Here is a 20,660-nt window from a genome sequence, read left to right as displayed (position 1 = left end):
TGCTTTTAATTGTATTGAGGATTAGTTACCGGCTTTGGTTTCCGGCGGGCCAAGGTAGCTTTCTTTTACGCCGCCAAAATCTATAACCAGTTTTTGAAGTACCAGCCCGGCATCTACCATCCAGAATTTTAGTGTATGCTTACCCGTTTTCAACGCTTTGTGCGCTGTGGTAATTTTTATAACGTTATTGGCAACCCAAGTGCGCCATTCGCTAAGGTCTTTATAATCATTACTGCCCAAAATCTGTGGCTGTTCGTCATCAATTGATATGGCATAGCGCAAGCCGCCTGACGTATTATGAAAGTTAAGCGTGGGTGAAAAATAAGCCTGCACTGATGGCGTACCATCTTCATACACATAAAAATCGTATTCCGCATGAGGTCCGTTATTTTCAGGGTGTTGTTCGGCTGCCGTTACCGGATAAAGTGTTAACCCTGAACCCGTCCTGCCAATATCCGGAATTACTTTCCATTCAATGCCGTTGCCTGTTGTTGCCCTGCTATAATGTTCAGCTGCTATAGATACATAACCATTCTTCTCATAAAACACAGGAGCTGCTGTATCAGTAATTTGGCCTAAAGCCGATTTATCTGCAACAGATGCCAGCGGTGTATATCTTCCGATAGCGTTATCAGGAACATATGTTACCGCAGGTATAATGTTTACCTTAGGGTCATTCCACGATGTATAGCCTATATGCACCTGATCCATAAAATGGTTCCATTTGCCATTAGCCGTGTTTTTATTGTACTGCACGCTTATCAGTGAATCTTTTTTAAACAGTGCTTTTACGGCATCAGCATACTCATTTGCCTTTTTATCTTTAGCAGTAGCATACTGTTGGTTTAAAGCCACCGCGCGATACATTTCGTGCAGGTTAGCATTAGCCTGTATAGGGTGCAAAACCAGTTGGTAATAAGCATCCTTATAATTTTGAGACAGGTTCTTGTTTATTTGCTCCGCCTTCTGCAAAAGTGCTTTGTACTCATTTACTACCGCTTCGCTCTCATTGTAATTCACAATGCTATACGTTTTAGTATCGGTAAGCTCTGGTTTTCTCCTGGCGGCAAGCTGGCTGTAGTTTTGCAATATCGTACCTACTTCAGCAGCATTAGCCTTACCAAATTGCCCTGCCGCCCAGTCTGTATAATAAGCCCTTAAATTTTCGGGCGTATAGCGTTCAGGATCCCAGGCATAATCTAAAAAGAACGATATGGGAAACTCCATTGGTTTTATATCGCCCACATTCACAATCCATATCTGGCGGGCATTATATTCCCACGCCAGGTGCATTTGTTCGTACACACGGGCAATATTATTGGTATTGATCCACTTATAGTTACGCGGGTCACCCACATAATCAAAATGATAGTAAATGCCGTACCCACCCTTTCGCGGTTTTTCATCTAGGCGTGGCAGCTTGCGTATGTTTCCCCAGTTGTCATCGCACAATAATAGTGTAACATCATCCGGCACACGCATACCTTTATCATAATAGTCCTGCACTTCTTTATAAAGCGCCCACAGTTGCGGCGTTTCTGTAGCAGGCTTTTTTGTAACAGCCTCAATTATCTTACGCTGGTCGGCTACTATATTTTCAAGTAGCGTGGTGGCCGTACCTTCGGTCATGGGTTCGTCGCCGTCGCCACGCATCCCTATGGTAACAATGCTCTCGTGAGTGCCCATATTTTGTATGCCCTTTTCCCAGAAATCACGCAATACCTTATCATTCTTCGTATAATCCCATGCCCCTTTACCAAAGAGTTTCCACTCCTGCTGCGCACGCAGCATTGGCTCATGATGTGATGTGCCCATTACCACACCCCATTTACCTGCCAGTGCCGGGTTGCGCGGGTCATCATAATTAAAAGCACTGCCCCACATTGCCGGCCACATATAGTTACCCTTTAGTCGTATGAGGAGTTCAAATACCTTTTCATAGGTTTTGCTGTTCAGCCCGCCAAATTGTTCCTTAGCCCATCCGGTAAATGCCGGGGCTTCATCATTAATAAAGATGCCCCTGTACTTTACCTTTGGTGCATCTGCCAAGTGTGTAGTTGCATCCAGGTATATGGTTTCACGTTTTTTAGCAGGCACATCTGCCCACCAGTACCACGGAGAAACCCCAAATTGTTTGGTAAGTTCCAAAGCTCCATAAGCAGCACCACGCTTGTTGCTACCCGCAATTACCAGAGCCTGTTTTACTCCTTTAAACGGATTTTTTATAACCTGTATCTGGTAGCCATCCCACTGGCCTTTCAGTGTTTTTACATTTAGCCTTTTCTTTTTAACCAGCTCTTTTATAAAACTAGATTTTTCAAGGCTTCCTATTATAATAATGTTTTCTGCCTTGCCCGGTTTGTTTACAAGTATTGGCTGCTTGCCCGTTGCCCTGTTTATATCTTCAGCAAAAAGCTTTGCTGCAATGTGCACCAGCGAGTCGTCTTTCGTATCAAAAAGCACCGCTGTAGCCCCTGTAGCAGATACCACTGGGAAACCCGTACCACTTTTTGAAAATGCAACAGTATGCTGTGCAGATACAGTAAAACAAAATGAAATCAGAAAAAGTAAAAGTGTTTTATTCATTACAGGCTGGTTAAACAAAGTATTTGATGTTTCAATATTACCCTGATTTTTTTTTAATCATATTAACTTTTTAAAATATCAGCTAAAACGTATTCGTAACTTTTACTTCAAATACCCTATGCCAAGTAAAGCATTGCCCTACTTTTGAATTACTCCAATTTTCAGGATATGGCATGATACACATCCTGAAAGTACAAACCAATATTTATGACACTAAAATTACGACAATACCTCTTTTTACTTTCAGCATTATTTACGCTTAGTAACGCTAATGCTCAGGACACAAAATATCCTTATCAGGATTACGGCCTAACCTTTGAGCAGCGTGTAACCGACCTTGTAAGCCGCCTGACATTAGAGGAAAAAGTATCACAAATGCTAAATGCGTCGCCTGCCATACCCCGCCTGGGCATACCTGCCTATGACTGGTGGAACGAAACCCTGCACGGTGTAGCACGTACCCCATTTAAGGTAACCGTTTACCCGCAGGCTATTGCCATGGCAGCTACTTTTAATAAAGATGCCTTGTTTACCATGGCCGATTACAGTGCCCTGGAAGGCAGGGCCATATACAATAAAGCCGTAGCAACAGGCCGTACTAACGAGCGTTATCTTGGCCTTACCTACTGGACACCTAATATTAATATTTTTCGTGACCCACGCTGGGGCCGCGGACAGGAAACCTATGGAGAAGACCCCTATCTTACTGCTGCACTGGGCGACGCCTTTGTGCGCGGGCTTCAGGGTGACGACCCAAAATACCTTAAGGCGGCAGCCTGTGCCAAGCACTATGCGGTGCACAGCGGGCCAGAAGCCTTAAGGCACGTGTATAATGCCGATGCCAGTGCTTACGATCTTTGGGACACCTACCTACCGGCATTTAAAAAGCTGGTAACACAATCGAAGGTTATTGGCGTTATGTGCGCTTACAATGCCTTCAGGACGCAGCCCTGTTGTGCAAGCGACATATTAATGACTGATATTTTACGCAACCAATGGAAGTTTGACGGCTATGTAACCTCTGACTGCTGGGCTATAGACGATTTTTTTAAAAATCACAAAACACACCCCGATGCAGAATCTGCTGCTGCCGATGCGGTATTTCACGGTACAGACATTGATTGCGGCACCGATGCTTATAAAGCACTGGTACAGGCAGTAAAAGACAAAAAGATCAGCGAAGCCCAAATCGACATTTCGGTAAAACGCCTGTTTATGGTGCGTTTTCAGCTGGGAATGTTCGACCCCGCATCTATGGTTAAATATGCGCAAACACCGGATTCTGTATTAGAAAGTGAACCGCATAAAGCACACGCGCTTAGTATGGCACATCAGTCTATGGTATTGCTAAAGAATAAGAACAACACACTACCATTAAGCAAAAAGCTTAAAAAGATTGTAGTGCTTGGGCCAAATGCCGATAACCCAATAGCCATACTGGGCAATTACAATGGCATCCCGTCTAAACTTACCACAGTGCTACAGGGTATAAAAGACAAAGTGGGCAGCGGTACCGAAGTGGTATATGAAAAGGCTGTAAACTTTACGAATAGCAACCTGCTAAAATATACCGATTTATCCAACCAATATTCGCATGATGGCAAGCAGGGCTTTAAGGCAGAGTATTTTAACAACACTAAACTTAGCGGCACACCCGAAACCACAAGGCAGGAAAGTAACATAGACCACTTTTGGCAGGAAGGCCAAGTGGTGGCCGGTAACATTAAGGCGCGTGATTTTTCTGCACGTTATAGTACCGATTTTAAGCCTGCTGCCAATGGCGCCATTACTTTTGAGATGGATGCAGACGATGGGTATCGCCTTATTATTAACGGAAAAACAGTAATAGATGCCTGGGCGCGTAACCGCTGGGGTGCACAAACCTATGAACTAAAGGCTGAGAAAACCACAACCTACCGCATTGTGGTAGAATACTGGCAGGGCGATGGCAAGGCCAATGTAAAACTGGGGGCAGGTAACTACTTTAAAAATGATCTTACTGCATTAGTCAATAAACACAAAGATGCCGATACTTTTATTGTTATAGGAGGTATTTCTCCACAGCTTGAAGGTGAGGAAATGAAGGTAGATGACCCCGGTTTTGAGGGGGGCGACCGTACCTCTATACTCCTGCCCGCAATACAAACCGAATTAATGAAAGCCTGCAATGCCACCGGAAAACCCGTAGTTTTTGTAATGATGACAGGAAGTGCCATTGCCACACCATGGGAGTCAGAGCATATACCTGCTATTTTAAATGCATGGTATGGCGGACAGGCTGCGGGCACTGCTGTAGCAGATATCCTGTTTGGCGATTATAATCCGTCAGGGCGTTTGCCGGTTACATTTTATAAAGGCGATGCCGACTTAGCTTCGTTTACTGATTACAGCATGGAAAACCGCACTTACCGTTACTTTAAAGGCACACCGCTTTACGGCTTTGGCTTTGGCCTTAGCTACACCACTTTTAAGTATGATGACCTTAAGATATCAAAGGCTCAAAAGGGTAAAGACGCTACCGTATCTGTAAAGGTTACCAATACAGGAAAACGTGCCGGCGACGAGGTGGCTCAATTATACCTAATCAATAAAGACAACGGTATAAAAACGGCACTTAAAGCACTGAAAGGTTTTGAAAGGCTGAACCTGAAACCCGGCGAAAGCAAAACTGTGCAGTTTATCCTTACTCCGGATGACCTCTCATATATTAAAGAAAACGGCACAGCAGCCCAATTTAAAGGCAATATTGAAATTGCTGTAGGCGGTCACCAGCCTGATGAGCCAAACAAATCGCAAAGCAATATTGTTTCTAAAACCATTGCAATAAAATAACCAGGCCTATGCGATTTAAAGACTGAAAAACGCGATAGCATCCGGATATTAAGAGCATAGCAAAATTACGAATACGTTATCGCGGATAATCCTGAAAAACCTGATGTTTACAAAAATATCAGAGTAATATTGAACCATCAAATAACTAGAAATACAACCTTTTTAATGAGTGTTATAGATACATTTTCCCTTCGCGGAAAAGTGATTGTGGTAACGGGCGGCACGGGCGTTTTGGGCGAATCGTTCATAAAAGCCATTGCAGAAGCCGGAGGAAAAATAGCCATTTTAGGCCGAAATGAAGAAAGGGCAAAAGAGCGTGTGGCACAGGCAGAGGCACTGGGCGCCGAAGCCATTGCTGTAACAGCTAATGTACTGGATGAAAATGAGGTTATCCGTGCACGGGAAGAGATACTTGCACGTTTTGGTACGATTGATGGCCTTGTAAATGCAGCAGGGGGCAATATTCCCGGTGCAACCATTGGCCCGGACCAGAACCTGTTTGATTCGGATATAACAGATACCATAAAAGCCATAGAGCTTAACCTGTACGGTACCATTATCCCTACCCATATTTTTGGCCGTGTAATTGCCGAAAAAGGTAAAGGATCTATCGTAAACATATCATCGCTTGCCGCGAGCCAGGCCATTACACGCGGACTGGGCTATAATGTTGCCAAACACGGCGTAGACGGCTACACAAAATGGATGGCTTCTGAAATGTCGCTTCGTTATGGCGATAAGGTGCGTGTTAACTGTATTGCCCCGGGGGTATTCCTTACTGAGCAAAACCGTACCCTGCTTACCAACCCTGATGGCAGCTTTACCGAAAGAGCACAGAAGTTTGTAAGCGGTACACCGTTTTCACGCCTGGGTGACCCGCAGGAATTAGCAGGTACGTTAGTATATCTGCTGAGCGATGCATCTGGTTTTGTTAACGGCGAAAGAATTTTTGTAGATGGTGGTTTTAATGCCTGGAGCGGCGTATAATTTTAATTATGGGAGCAAATAAATTAGAACAAACATGGAGATGGTATGGCCCGGATGATACTGTGAGCCTGCAAGATGTAAAACAGGCAGGAGCCACCGGCATAGTATCTGCACTGCACCATGTAGCCCACGGCGCTGTATGGACTGTGGAAGAAATTTTAAAAAGAAAAAAACAAATAGAAGATGCCGGCCTTGTATGGTCTGTAGTAGAGAGTGTACCTGTGCACGAGGCAATAAAAACCCGAACACAGGATGCCGAAAAATACCTGGACAACTACAGGCAGTCGCTAAAAAACCTGAGTACCTGCGGCCTAAAGACCGTATGCTACAACTTTATGCCGGTGCTGGACTGGACCCGTACCAAGCTTGACCTTGAAATGGCAGACGGCTCTAAGGCATTGTACTTTAACTGGTCAGACCTGGCTTATTTTGATATTTATATCCTTAAAAGGGAAAATGCCGCTACAGAATATCCTGAGGCTATTTTAGAATTAGCCGCAGAGCGCAATGCAACAATTTCTGCTGAAGAAAAAGCAACGCTTACCGAAGTGATACTAATGGGTGTTCCAGGCGAAGACAGCATAACCTTAGCCAGCTTGCAAGAAAGTATTGATACCTACCAAAAAATAGGGTTTGACGGCCTGCGCCAAAATTTGCTGTTTTTCCTTAATGCTATAGGTAATGTTTGTAGAGAAGAAGGTATTATAATGACCATCCACCCTGACGACCCGCCTTACCCTATTTTAGGGCTGCCCAGGATAGCCAGCAATAAAGAAGATCTTGAATTTATCATCAATGGTGTTAACGAACAGTATAATGGTATCTGTTTCTGCACGGGTTCGTTAGGTGCAGGTGCACATAATGATATCCCTGCCCTATTTGATGCCGTAAAACACCGTGTACATTTTATACACCTGCGTAACGTAAAGAGGGATGCACAGGGCAATTTTTATGAAGCAGACCACCTTGACGGTGATGTAAATATGTATGCTGTAATGAAAGCTATAGTAGCCGAAAACAGTAAACGAAGCACCCCTATCCCTTTCAGGCCAGATCATGGCCACCAAATGCTGGACGACCTTAACAAGGTTACACATCCGGGCTATTCTGCTATTGGTAGATTGCGGGGGCTTGCCGAATTAAGGGGGCTTGAACTTGGCATTATGGGCCAATAATACTCTAATGGATATGTCATATTTTTTAACTGAGAATTTTATCCTTCAGTCTGATATCGCAGAGCGGTTATACCACGGCTTTGCCAAAAACCAGCCAATAGTAGACTACCACTCACACCTTCCACCGGACGCAATTAGCGCCGATAAAAAGTTTGAGAATATAACTGATATCTGGCTTAAGGGCGACCATTATAAATGGCGTGCCATGCGTGCGCTTGGTATTGAAGAACGCTATATAACTGGAGATGCTATGGACAGGGAAAAGTTCCGGAAATGGGCTGAGACTGTACCGCATACATTGCGCAACCCGCTGTTTCACTGGACGCACATGGAGCTTAAAAACCCATTTGGTATCCAGGAGCTTTTAAATGGTAATAGCGCAGACCGCATTTATGATATTACAGGAGAGCTGTTACAATCTGACGGTTTTTCTACACAGGGACTGCTGCAACATTTTAATGTAGCAATGGTAGGTACCACAGATGATCCTACAGATACTTTAGAACATCATCTTGCATTGAAAGAAAGCTCGTTAAAAACTAAGGTGCTACCCTCTTTTCGTCCTGATAAGATATTTAACATCCACCAGGCAGAAGAGTTCAGAACGTATGTTCAAAAGCTTAGTGAAGTTTCGGGTATTATAATTAACGACCTCGGATCTCTAATGGAAGCCTACCGCATCCGTATAGATTATTTTGATGCGGCAGGTTGTGTAACGTCAGATCACGGGCTTGTCCGTATTCCACCAAAAGGCAGCTATTCTGTAAGTGACTTAAACAGCATATTAAAATCTGTTTTACAAGGAGATAGCATAAAAAACATTGATATTAAAGATGCTTTTACTTTTTATGTAATGTCTGAATTGTCTAAATTATATTTTTACAAAGGCTGGGTACAGCAATTCCATTTAGGGGCGTTGCGCAATGCTAATGCACACAAGGTTTTGGTACTGGGTGCCGATACCGGATATGATACCGTAGGCGACTACAAACAGGGCGAGACGCTGGCTGCCTTTCTTAACCATTTAGAACAGGAAGGAAAACTGGCGAAGACTGTACTTTACAACCTCAACCCCGCAGATAACACGCTTTTTGCAACCATGACAGGCAACTTTCAGGGTGAAGGAATACGTGGCAAAATTCAGTTTGGGTCTGGGTGGTGGTTTTTAGACCAGCTGGACGGCATGACAAAACAGCTAAATGCGCTCTCTAACCAGGGATTGATAAGCACATTTATTGGTATGCTTACAGATTCGCGCTCGTTCCTGTCGTACTCACGTCACGAGTATTTCAGGAGGCTGCTGTGCAACCTTTTTGCAGAAGACATCCGTAAGGGTTACCTGCCAAATGACATTAACTGGATAGGCAGCATTATATCAGATATATGCTACAATAATGCCAAAAATTACTTTAATTTATAATCCGGAAACGGAACCAGACAACCAATGAAAAATACTACAGGAAAATACAGGTGGACCATTTGCGCACTGCTGTTTTTTGGCACTACCATTAACTATCTAGACAGGCAGGTACTAAGCCTGCTGCATCCTGTACTGGAAAAAGAATTTGGCTGGTCTAACTCTGATTACGGAACCATAACAGCGGTATTTCAGTTGGCATACGCATTTTTTATGCTGCTGGCAGGTCGTTTTGTAGATAAACTGGGCGTTAAAAAAGGCTATACTATTGCACTAATAGTATGGTCTTTGGGCGCTATGATGCACGCTTTTGCTTTAGAAATCGGATCTTTTTCCGCAAACGTTTTAGGACTCATTGGTATTTCAGCAATATCTGTTTCGGTACTGGGCTTTATCGTGTCGCGCCTGGTGCTGGGAATGGGAGAATCGGCTAATTTTCCGGCAGCCATCAAGGCCACCGCAGAATACTTTCCTAAAAAGGAACGTGCCCTTGCCACAGGCATCTTTAATTCGGGCTCTAACATTGGTGCCATCCTTGCACCGCTTACCGTGCCCTGGCTGGCCTATACGTTTGGGTGGCAAAGCTCGTTTATTATTATTGGGGCACTGGGCTTTGTATGGCTTATTTTCTGGCTGTACTATTATGATACCCCGTTAAAACAAAAAAGGCTCTCTAAAGAAGAACTCGAATACATAGCCAGCGATACTGTTTTTGATAAAATATCTGAACCTGAACCCGAAATAAAAGTAAACTGGCTAAAACTGCTTACCTACAGGCAAACGTGGGCCTATACAGCAGGTAAATTCCTTACCGACGGTGTGTGGTGGTTTTTTCTGTTTTGGCTGCCCTCTTACCTTACCACGCAGTTTAACCTAACCCCTACCGAGATAACCCTGCCTCTTGCTGTGCTTTATACATTAACTATGGTGGGCAGCATAAGTGGCGGATGGTTCCCTATGTATTTTATAAATAAAGGCTATGCATCTTATGACGGACGCATGAAAGCTATGCTGATCATCGCTTTTTTCCCATTGTTGATTTTGCTCATACAGCCTTTTGGTCATTTGTCATACTGGGTTCCTGCACTACTTATAGGTGTGGGTGCATCGGCACACCAGGCATGGTCTGCAAATGTATACAGCACGGTATCAGATATGTTTCCTAAGGCGGCTGTGGCAAGTGTTACGGGTATTGGTGGCATGGCGGGCGGCCTTAGCGGTGCCCTGATGTCCTTTTTTGTGGGACGAATTTTTGACTACTATAAATCTGTTGGAAGCATAAGCACCGGTTACACCATTGTATTTACAATATGTGCCTTTTCTTATCTTTTTGCCTGGATGGTAATGAAACTACTTGTACCTAAGATGAAGATTGTACGCCTGTAACTACATTCCGGTCGATTTTCTTAACTGGATCGAGGTTTCTAATAGTACCGTTTCAAACTTGTGCTGTCTTTTATTAGGCGCATCTATAATCTCTACAAGCTTTGTAAGAGCCAGATAACCCATTTCCCGGGCGGGCTGCCTGATGGTAGATAAAGATGGATTTAGTGAAAAAGCAATATCTGTATTGGCAAAGCCAATAACGGCCAGTTCTTCCGGCACTTTGATGTTGAGGCCGGCTAAGATGCCCAGTGTGCGTGTTGTAATAACATCGGTAGCGCCAAATATCGCATTCGGGCGGATGCTTAGCTCCATAAGTTCCTTAATAGAGCTACTTATCCTGGCATCCATCTCTTCGGTATTTTCAAGATTGCAGTGTATCATATACCGCTGGTTGAACGGGATATCAAGATTTTTCAGCGCCTTTTTATACCCCAGTATCCTTGGGTTATTTTCGCCAAACTTATCGCCCGTTATAAACACGATCCTCTTTCTGTTGATGTTTATAAGGTGCTGTGTGGCTTTTAGCGAACCTTCATATTCGTTAACGCCTATTTTTGTTGTCTGGATGCCCGAGTTAATCCTGTCGAATAATACAATAGGGCAATGATTTTGATTGATATCTTTAAGTAAATCAGAGTTTGAGGTTTCGCTTACAGGAGCCATAAGTATGCCGTCTACACCTTTAGAAATAAGTGACTCAAGGCAGGCTTTCTCGGTATCTACATTCTCAAAGCTTTGCATTATAATGATATCATGGCCAGATTCCTGAGATGCTTTTTGTATGCCATCGAGTATCTGCGCAAGGAAAGTACTGCTAAAATAAGAGCACACAATAACCCCAATGGAATTTGTGTGCCCTACTTTTAAGCTTTTTGCCAGCCTGTTAATTCTGTAATTATTGGCTTTGGCATAATCATTTATTATCTTCTTGGTTTCCGGACTTATTTCGTAGCTGTTGTTTAACGCTTTGGAAATTGTAGAAACAGAAAAATTTAAAGCCTTTGCAATATCCTTTATCGTAATGCTACTCATAAATACTTGTGGTTTCGTTTAAAAAACCTGATTTGGTTATAACGTTTTCCTGAAAAAATAAAATCATCTCATGATTTTATGCAAAACATAACAATGTTTAGCAACTTACAACAATGTTACAATTTTTTTTATTTTATCAGAAATTATATTCGCCAAATTTTAGGTTTTCTTCATTTCAAAACCATCCAAAATTATTCGTTTATTGTTTAGCACTTTTCCTGAACGGCGCAGCAGGCAAACCCTCCTTATTGTACAAATTTGCTGTAGCAGGATTATCTGCCCACGCATACGAAACAGACACAGGATCTATAACTGCATCGCTCCATACCACTACCTGATTTTCGCCTTTAATTTCAGCTTTTGCCCAAACATATTTTCCATCTTTACCGGCTATGGCAAAGTATTTAAGTGCACCACCATTTTTAATGGTAAGCCCTGTACCTACATTTTCATAAGTAAGTATGAGCTTACTGCCTTCCCGTTTTATGGTTTTTAAAGTAGGGCCGCTTGCCACAATACTCTTATCTCCATATAGCAGTTTTTCTGCATTAAGTGCCAGCCTTTCGCCTACGTCTTTCTTGTTAAGCGGATGAATGTCATTCCATTCTCCAAGATCCAGGGTTACTGCCATCGCAGTATTCTTAACTGAAAGTAATTTTGCCTGCCCGTCGCGCAGCGTAGCCCAGTTGCTATTGCCCGGTTCCTTCTTCTCATCCATAAATCCAGGTAACTGTACATACAAGAACGGAAATTCTTTACCCCAACCTGAACGCCAGTCGGCAATAAGGGTCTTCATCAGCTCGAAGTACTCGTCCGGTTTAGCGGTGTTCGATTCACCCTGGTACCACAGTGCTCCTTTTATGGTGTAATTTTGTAATGGTGCAATCATGGCATTGTACAATCCGCCCGCTTTAGTTGTAAAAAATGTCTGCGATTTAGCAGGCTGCATAGTACACCCCTGTTTGTACTTCCAGGCACCTGCAAGGTTTATGGTATCACTACCTGCATAAAGTTTGTAAGGCTTGTCTAACACAAAGCCTCCTTTACCGCCACTATTTATTACCCGCACCACAATGGTATTTTTACCAGGCTTTAAAATGCCGGCATCTATTTTATACTTTCTTGGCGGATACTGGTAGGTGGTATTGCCTACAAACACATTGTTAACAAAAACTGAATCGGCATCTACAATCCTGCCCAGTTCCAGCCTGGCTGCTTTGCCTGCCATACCGGGCGGAACATCTATCGTTTTTCTGAACCAAAAAGCACCGTTTACATTACCCGCTGCGCCATCTGCCCAGTAACCGGGAAGTGTAAAATCATCCCACTTGCTATCATCAAAATCTGCTTTCTTCCAGTCATTTTTTAGGCCGATATCTTTTGCATTAAGTTCCTTATGCCATGAGGCAGAGTTGTTTTTATCTTCTTCTTTAATCTTAGCAATAAGGTTATCGCCTTTAAACTCCTGGAGTTCGCTGTAATAGCCAGGAAATTTTTTTAATCCGTCTTCACTTATCCAGGCCTGTGCAGGAGACCCACCCAGTGCAGAATTGATTATACCCACTGGAATATGATATTTTTTATAAAGCGCTTTCGCAAAAAAGTAAGCTACACCCGAAAAATCAGCTATTGTAGCGCTGCTCACGGCATCCCACTTACCAGCTTCAAGGTCTGCCTGCCTGCCCTTAAACACCGGTACATCGGGTACTAAAAACTGTCTTATGTTATCGTTAGCCGCAGTAGCTTCTTCCGGATAGGTATCCATAAGGCGGTTCATACCCAGTTCCATATTCGACTGCCCACTGCACAACCATACATCGCCAAAAAGGATGTTAGTTACCGTTACGGCATTACTCGCCCTAAACACCATACTGTATGGGCCTCCGGGTTTATGAGGTGGCAAGGCTATTACCCACTCTCCTGTAGCATTAGCCGTTGCCTTATAGGTTTTAGCTTCAAAGGCCAGCATTACGGTTTCGCCCGGTGCTGCCCAGCCCCATATTTTTAATTTTTCTGAATGTTGCAGCACCATGCCATTGCTAATAAGCTTTGGCAACCTTATTTGAGCTAAGACAGTAAACTGAAACAGTAAAACTGTAAAAAGTAAAATGTGTTTTATGAAATTGCTTTTCATCATAGTTTAAATATATAAAAATTGGCACCTCTATAAACAGCATAACGGGTGAATGACCACCCGTTACACACTTTTTAAAAATAAATTCAATTAACTAACCCAAAATTAATTGTATCCCGGATTTTGATAGCTTAAAACATCTCCTGTCATAGCATCTAACTGTCCCTGCGGTATAGGCCTAAGGTACATATGTGGTTCTATAGTACGGGTAAAGGTTTGTGGCGTATGGTCGCCAACATTAGGGCCACAAATGCTATAGCTTGAAGCTAATTCGTTCCATTTTTGTGTCCTTACAAGGTCAAACCAACGGTAGCCTTCACCATAGTATTCGCGAGATCGCTCAGCAAGTATATAATTAACATCTATAGTAGCCGGAGTAGCTGCAGTAATTGCTGCACTGTTATCTTCTACCCTGGCAGCATTAGCACCATTATCCCAACGCCATTTACCTGCACGTGCACGTATAACATTTACAAGATCTCTTGCACTCCTGCCACCTTGAGTTACGGCTCCTTTTACAGCAGCCTCTGCAGCTACAAAATAAAGTTCTGAGAATTTTGCAATATTAAACGGTCGTGTACTTGCAGCATTTGGCTGGCCAAGGCCTGTACCACTATCGGTACGGTACGGTCCTATTTTCCATAATCCAGGATATACCCTGCGGCTTATTCCCTGTGGCGAAACTACATAATCTGCTCTGCCCGGCAGCACACCGGCTCCAATATTGCTTTTGTAAGTACCATTAGAATAATCAATTGATTGCGATGGTTCTTCGTCAAGGAAGGTTAATATCGCATCTCCGGGAGCTACCGTAAGATTATTTGCATTGTAAAGCGTGGCGTTAGCTACTCCGGCCTTGTTCCAGTTACCACGGTATACCGTTGTAAAAGTACCATCATAGCGTGAGTCGTTTGTTTTATCTGCAAACGTACCTGTTACAACATTAATAGTAGGGCACATACGTGTCCACGGGCGTCCTAACGGTTGTGAGGCTTCACGCTGTACAGAACTTATAAGAGTAGATTGTGACGTGTTAGATGCGCTACGCATTTCTGTATAGTTCCAGGTCATTAACCAGCTTGCAAAGTTATCCGGCGCGCCACCATTACCATAAGTAAGGCTTCCGCCGTTATAAAACTCACTGCCTTGTGTATGGTCTGCATATAATAAAATTTCGCTGTTACGATCATTACTTGCTACGTTAACATCGTAGTATGTAGGTTGTAATGCATATGCGCCAGGGTTATTAATACCTGCAACAGCTACATCATAAGCCTGCTGATAGTACCATTGCGAATTATGCCCGTCAGGGTCTGTTCTTGGCGCATCAGGATAGGTAGCTATTCCGTTAGGGTTATCCAGCCACCAGGCAAATGTTAAGTATGCTTTAGCAAGATAAAGGCGGGCTACCGTTTTAGTAACACCTCCCTTTACACGGGCTGCATCGGGCAAGTTTTCTATGGCTGTTAAAAGATCAGGGAAAACGGCTTTTGTATACACTTCAGGAACCGTATTTCTTACAGAAGTCCTGGTAGGGGTTATATTAAATTTAAGCTCCCCAGACCCCATATCCAGCGGCACACCACCAAATGTTTGTACAAGCAGGAAGTAATCAAATGCACGGAAAAAACGGGCTTCAGATAATAATGCCTCAGATATTCCTGCCTCAGAGCCGTATTGTATAATACCACTGGCACTATTTATATTAGTCCATGCAGCACCCCAAAGTACATCTGTACGGCTTGTTGTACCGGTAATTTGCCCCACGCCAGACATATCCATGTCTTTAAAGTTACCATCGGCACTTTGTGCATAGGTTACCTCATCTGTACCTGTAAGGCAAGAGTTATAATAATAGCCCTGCCCATAAATATAGCGAAGATGGGCATACATACCTGTTAAACCGCCATATATACCGGCTTCTGTTTTAAAATATTCTGGCGTATATGTAGCGCGAGGCGTTTCATCTAAAATCTCATCATTACACCCTGTAAGCAATAAGGTTGTTACAGATGCCAGCATTAATGTTTTAAAATTTATTCTTTTCATTACGTTTCTTTTTTTAGAATGACACATTTAAACCAAACATAAAACTGCGTGTTGCAGGCGTATTTGTTCCTACAGTTAAAAGTCTGGGTTGATACGTATCTGTTACAGCTGCGTTTTGATTAGCGTAAGAGTTTGGTTCAGGATCCAATCCCGTCTTTTTGTGGTACGGAGAATAAATAATAAACGGATTTTGTAGTGTAGCATATAACCTTAGCTTATCTATACCTGCATTTTTAAGAAAATCCTGTGTAAAGTTATAACCTACAGTAATGGTGCGTATTTTAACATATGATCCGTCAAAATAGCCCAATGTACTAGCATATTTAGGATTATCCCCGCTTCTTAAGCCAGCCGGATTAGGATATCTTGCATCCGTATTTTGAGGTGTCCAGTAGTCTACATCTACCTGTCCACGGCGTCCGTTAAGCATATTCAGGTAACCAGATGAGCCATATAATGTACTGATTAGTACACCACCACTCTGGAAACCACCTACAATACCCAGGTCAAAGTTTTTATAACTCATGTGTGTATTAAAACCTCCCTGAAAATCAGGATTAACATCTATAACCTGGCGGTCATCCTGGCCTACTGCTCTTACAGGTGTACCATCTGCATTATAATCGCCTGTGTACTGTACCTTTATCATGCCCGGGCCACCACCCGGCTCTAAAATGCCCTGGTATAAATCGCCTTCCTGCCAAAGCCCCTGGTTTTTATAATCATAAATAACGTTTATGGGCTTGCCTACAAACCACCAGTTATTTCTATCTTCTTGTTGTCCGCTGGAAAGTGAGGTAATTTTATTACGGTTACCATAGATGTTAAATCCTGCATCAAGGCTAAAACCATCAGGATTGTCTATAATAATACCATTAAGTGAAAACTCAAGACCCTTGTTTTGTGTGTTTGCAACGTTATCAGTATAAGCATTTGCGCCAGATGTAGCCGGAAGCCCTACCTGCATCAATACATCGCTTGTTTTTTGTACATAGTATTCTAAAGTACCGTTTAAGCGGCCATTGAATAAGCCAAAATCTAAACCATAGTTTGTTGATTTTGTGTACTCCCACCCTAATGAAGGGCTTGGAAGTTCTGACACATAAAACCCTGTTGCATACTGATCGCCAAAGTTGTATGGCCTTGAGGCTAAAACACCAAGTGTTTTATATGGATTTACAGCCTGATTAGATGTTTCGCCATAACCTGCTCTTAGTTTTAACTGACTTATGGTTTTTACCTCTTTCATAAATGCTTCGTTAGTAATGTTCCATCCTGCAGATACAGCAGGATAAGAATGCCACTTGTTTCCCGGTGCAAGCCTTGAAGATCCGTCAGAACGGTAAGTAGCACTAAACATGTAACGGTTATCATAAGCATACATAACACGCCCCATATACGACATTAAGCCTGTTTTTTCATATGCCTGATTAGCCGGGTTAATTGTAATTTCTCCATCGGCGCGGCCAAGGTTATAAAACTGAAAAGCATCTGACGGGATATCTCTTGCTGAAACAGAAGAGCTGTTATATTTATTATCCTGCGCAGAGTACAAAGCAAGCGCACTTATATTGTGCTTGCCGCCAAAGGTACGGTCGTAAGAAAGGATGTTCTCTGCCGTCCAGTTTGTATTGATAGAGTTACTTACGTTAGCGGTAGACGGAGTATCTGCTGTGGTTGCAAACACACCTTCGCCGGTATAACTACCACCAAAAGCCATACGGATGTTTCCGCCCAGGTTTAACCTGAATTTCAATCCTTCTACACCAGGTACTTTTACCTCGCCATAAACGCTGTTGTAAGAAGAAAATGCCCTGGTCTGGTTTATATATTTATCACCCAGCCCTTCAAGTGTACTTCTGGTATATACCCATTGCTCATCGGCAGGCATTCTTACTGTTCTTTTAAATGTACCATCTTCGTTATACGGGTCTGCAATGGGAGATTGAGATAACACACCATACATATTTAAGTTACTTCCGTTTGTAACAGAGTAATTACTTGTAGAGCTAAAACCAACCTTAACATAACTGCCTATCTCCTGGTCTAAAGAAGAAAAAAGTGAAATACGCTCAAAATTTTGCGATGGTATTACTGCTTCATCTTTAAAATAAGTAGCACTAAAAGCATAATTTCCTTTTTCTGTACCACCAGATAAACCTAAGTGGTGGTTTTGTACGGTTCCTGTCCTGTAGAATAAATCCTGCCAGTCGGTATTTACATCATCCGCTTCATCAAGACCATTTGTATAAAGATTAGCCGCTTTGCGAAGTGCAACATATTTAGCACCGTTCATCATAGGATATTCTATAGCGTTTCTAACGCCATAATAAGAGTCGTAGCTAAATTTTGCAGCCTGCCCTTTTGTGCCCTTTTTAGTGGTAACAAGTACCACACCGTTAGCACCCCTGGAGCCATAAATTGCAGTAGCAGAAGCATCTTTAAGAATATCGATACTCTTAATATCATCTGTACTAAGATCTGATATTGATCCTGAAAATGGAATACCATCTAATACAACAAGCGGGTCATTAAGGCCTGTAAGCGAGCGTGTACCCCTAATGCGTATTTGCATGGCTGCACCCGGTTGTGATGATGTTTGCGAAATTTCTACACCCGCTACCCGGCCCTGTAATGCCTGGCTGATGTTAGGCACCGGCATTTCGCGCAACTGGTCGCCCTTTATAGAAGCTACAGATCCTGTTACTGCTTCTTTGCGCTGGTTACCGTACCCTATTACTACTACTTCTTCAAGCTCTTTTGTAGCCCCCTGAAGTACAATGCTAAGTGCATTGCCTGTTACTGTTGCTTCTTGGGCTTTAAACCCTACTGAGGTAAATATTAATACCGCATTTTTAGGTGCTGATATAGTGTAAGCACCATTAATATCGGTAACGGCTGCATTTGCGGTTCCTTTAATAACTACATTAACTCCCGGTATACCTAAATTATCTTCTGATGAAGTTACGGTACCCGATACATTTATATTCTCTTGTGCAGAGATAAGATTTGTGGCAATAAAAAACGTAAATAATGGTATCAAACGCTTTAATATTGCTGATACACGGTAGAGGTTCTCCATAAATTAGTTTGTTAATTATTGATTACTGATAATTGTGTTGTTCTAAGTTTGGTTGTAAGCATGGTATTAAGTTTGGTGTTAGTTATTATTTAATCTGGCCAATATAAACTATAACGATTTCGATTTTCAAGCAACCACACCTTATAGTGCAGTAGACCAAAAGTAAAATTTAAGTTAAAATACTACGCAACAATCCTTTTAAAAGTTACGAATACGTTGTAGTGAATTGAATAAAATTTAATATTTCGCAAATAATACGTATTAATAAAAGAAATACGTATTTATTTAGCAGGTAAAATCAATATTCGTTATAGTCTTATTAACTATAAGGTGCTTTTTTAAGAAGCAATCTATAGGCTTAACCATTTAAAGGTGTTACAAATACGGGTCTGTATTTCGTCAGCATCAGCATCCTGAAATAGTTTAGAGCCCAAACCTACAGCAGTTACTCCCGCAGCAAACCATGTTTTAATATTTTTCTCCTCTGGTATTACGCCACCCGTTACCATAAACCTGACTTCAGGAAATACCGGTTTTATAGCTTTTACAAAGTCAGGGCTTAATGTATCGCCTGGAAATAATTTAACAAGTTCAGCACCTAATGATGATGCCCATGCTACTTCGGTAGGTGTCATGGCACCGGGTATCCAGGGTATATTATTTTTTCGGGCAACTTTAGCAACTTTTTTATCTACAACAGGGCTCACCATAAAATCCGGCTTTAGTGCTGCAAAATCCTGTGCATGCTCTTTAGTCTTAATTGTACCAATCCCAAATTTTAGTTCAGGCCAGTTTGCATCCCTGTAAACCTGTAATGCCTCAAAATTGGCTAAAGCCAAAGGGCCACGATTTACAAATTCAAATACCCGTACCCCGCCTTTATAGCAGCTGTCTATTTTATCAATACAGTCAGCAATATTGTCATTATAATATATAGGTACTAAAGGGTAAGCTGCAATGGTATCAAAAAGTGGGTTCATGGTTATTGTTTTATGTTTAAAAAGTCGCCTTTAATAAAAAGTTTTTTAAATCCGGTTGCGGTTGCGGTATCAATTATTTTCTGTGGCTCATCGCCCTTATAAATTCCCGATATCAGGCCTGCCATAAAAGCATCGCCGCTGCCTATCCTGTCAATAAGTATATCTGTTTCCAGCGTTTCAGAAACGTGGTTACCGTAGGGAGTGTGATACGTACCATACAGCAAATTATGCTGCGGGCTATCCATAAACCTAAAGGTATTGGCTATATGCCTGCATTTAGGGAATAACGAGAAAATTTCTTTGGCAACATTGTTAGCAAATGCTACATAATCTTCTTTAGATGTTTGCCTGTTCAGGCTTTCATCTATTGATGTGCCCAGCATTTTGTTTGCTGCCCATATGTTACCCATTATTACATCGCAGCATTTTATCAGCTCCGGCATTACCTCAAGGGGCGCTTTGCCATATTGCCATAGGCGGCTGCGGTAATTAAGGTCGACCGAAATAACCAGGTCTCGTTTTTCAGCCTGCAATAGTGCTTCTTTCATCAATTGTGCCATAGGTTCAGACAAGGCTGGGGTAAGTGCCGTCCAGTGAAACCAGGAACAACCTGTAAAAAGAGTATCCCAGTCGATATCTGCAACAGTTACACTACTAAACGAAGAATAAGCACGGTCATAAATAACATCGCCACTGGTAAGCCCGTTTGCAGAGAGCAGGTAGTAAGCACCAAGGCGGCCATCTTTAAATAATATCTTTGAGGTATCAATGTTGTTTCGTTCTAATACCGCTACAATGCTTTGCGTAATGGCGTTATCTGGAATCGCGGTGTAGTAAGATACCGGAATCTGCAATTGCGAAAGTGCCACAGCTACATTAGCCTCAGACCCTCCCGGGAAAACATTTACCACGGGGTTTTCTTCTTCAGCAATAAAATTGCCTGAAGCCGCATGCAGCCTTATTAATAACTCGCCAAACGTAAGGACATTCTTCATAACAG

The 20,660-nt window shown here is 42.4% G+C and carries 12 protein-coding genes; 5 read left to right on the top strand and 7 right to left on the bottom strand.

Annotation, left to right across the window (positions count from 1 at the left end):
* Window positions 1–21 precede the first annotated feature (21 nt).
* Window positions 22–2,586, bottom strand: a complete 2,565-nt coding sequence (locus DYH63_RS03745; protein ID WP_116787532.1) for a glycosyl hydrolase 115 family protein — start codon at window positions 2,584–2,586, stop codon at window positions 22–24.
* Window positions 2,587–2,793: 207 nt separating this feature from the next.
* Between DYH63_RS03745 and DYH63_RS03740 the strand changes: the two genes are divergently transcribed.
* From DYH63_RS03740 to DYH63_RS03720, 5 genes are all read left to right on the top strand, one after another.
* Entirely contained in the window at window positions 2,794–5,418 is a 2,625-nt protein-coding gene (locus DYH63_RS03740) for a glycoside hydrolase family 3 C-terminal domain-containing protein (protein ID WP_116787531.1), read from the top strand.
* Window positions 5,419–5,583: 165 nt separating this feature from the next.
* The gene (locus DYH63_RS03735) at window positions 5,584–6,405 is read left to right on the top strand and encodes an SDR family oxidoreductase (RefSeq protein WP_116787530.1); all 822 of its coding nucleotides are present in this window, start codon (window positions 5,584–5,586) and stop codon (window positions 6,403–6,405) included.
* Window positions 6,406–6,413: 8 nt separating this feature from the next.
* Complete coding sequence (gene uxuA, locus DYH63_RS03730; protein WP_116787529.1) at window positions 6,414–7,580, top strand: mannonate dehydratase; 1,167 nt, start codon at window positions 6,414–6,416, stop codon at window positions 7,578–7,580.
* Between the two features lie 13 nt (window positions 7,581–7,593).
* A complete protein-coding gene (uxaC, locus tag DYH63_RS03725; protein ID WP_116790732.1) occupies window positions 7,594–9,000 on the top strand; it encodes a glucuronate isomerase in 1,407 nt (468 codons plus the stop codon).
* A 24-nt stretch (window positions 9,001–9,024) separates the two neighbouring features.
* On the top strand, window positions 9,025–10,383 hold the full coding sequence (locus tag DYH63_RS03720) for an MFS transporter (RefSeq protein ID WP_116787528.1): 1,359 nt from the start codon (window positions 9,025–9,027) through the stop codon (window positions 10,381–10,383).
* On the opposite strand, the gene DYH63_RS03715 is transcribed toward DYH63_RS03720, so the two are convergent.
* The 6 genes from DYH63_RS03715 to DYH63_RS03690 all read right to left on the bottom strand — a co-directional run bounded on the left by DYH63_RS03715 (window position 10,384) and on the right by DYH63_RS03690 (window position 20,655).
* Complete coding sequence (locus tag DYH63_RS03715; protein WP_116787527.1) at window positions 10,384–11,415, bottom strand: LacI family DNA-binding transcriptional regulator; 1,032 nt, start codon at window positions 11,413–11,415, stop codon at window positions 10,384–10,386.
* A gap of 199 nt (window positions 11,416–11,614) precedes the next feature.
* Complete coding sequence (locus DYH63_RS03710; protein ID WP_240409057.1) at window positions 11,615–13,471, bottom strand: sialate O-acetylesterase; 1,857 nt, start codon at window positions 13,469–13,471, stop codon at window positions 11,615–11,617.
* A 183-nt stretch (window positions 13,472–13,654) separates the two neighbouring features.
* Complete coding sequence (locus DYH63_RS03705) at window positions 13,655–15,598, bottom strand: RagB/SusD family nutrient uptake outer membrane protein (protein ID WP_116787525.1); 1,944 nt, start codon at window positions 15,596–15,598, stop codon at window positions 13,655–13,657.
* Window positions 15,599–15,611: 13 nt separating this feature from the next.
* The gene (locus DYH63_RS03700) at window positions 15,612–18,680 is read right to left on the bottom strand and encodes a SusC/RagA family TonB-linked outer membrane protein (protein ID WP_116787524.1); all 3,069 of its coding nucleotides are present in this window, start codon (window positions 18,678–18,680) and stop codon (window positions 15,612–15,614) included.
* A 350-nt stretch (window positions 18,681–19,030) separates the two neighbouring features.
* Window positions 19,031–19,660 (bottom strand): bifunctional 4-hydroxy-2-oxoglutarate aldolase/2-dehydro-3-deoxy-phosphogluconate aldolase, encoded by a 630-nt coding sequence (locus tag DYH63_RS03695; protein WP_116787523.1) that lies wholly within the window; start codon window positions 19,658–19,660, stop codon window positions 19,031–19,033.
* A gap of 2 nt (window positions 19,661–19,662) precedes the next feature.
* Window positions 19,663–20,655, bottom strand: coding sequence for a sugar kinase (locus tag DYH63_RS03690; protein WP_116787522.1), 993 nt, complete (start codon window positions 20,653–20,655; stop codon window positions 19,663–19,665).
* Between the last annotated feature and the right edge of the window lie 5 nt (window positions 20,656–20,660).

The sequence above is a fragment of the Flavobacterium psychrotrophum genome (assembly GCF_003403075.1).
GTDB lineage: Bacteria > Bacteroidota > Bacteroidia > Flavobacteriales > Flavobacteriaceae > Flavobacterium > Flavobacterium psychrotrophum.
This window is presented reverse-complemented; position numbering and strand designations above follow the sequence as displayed.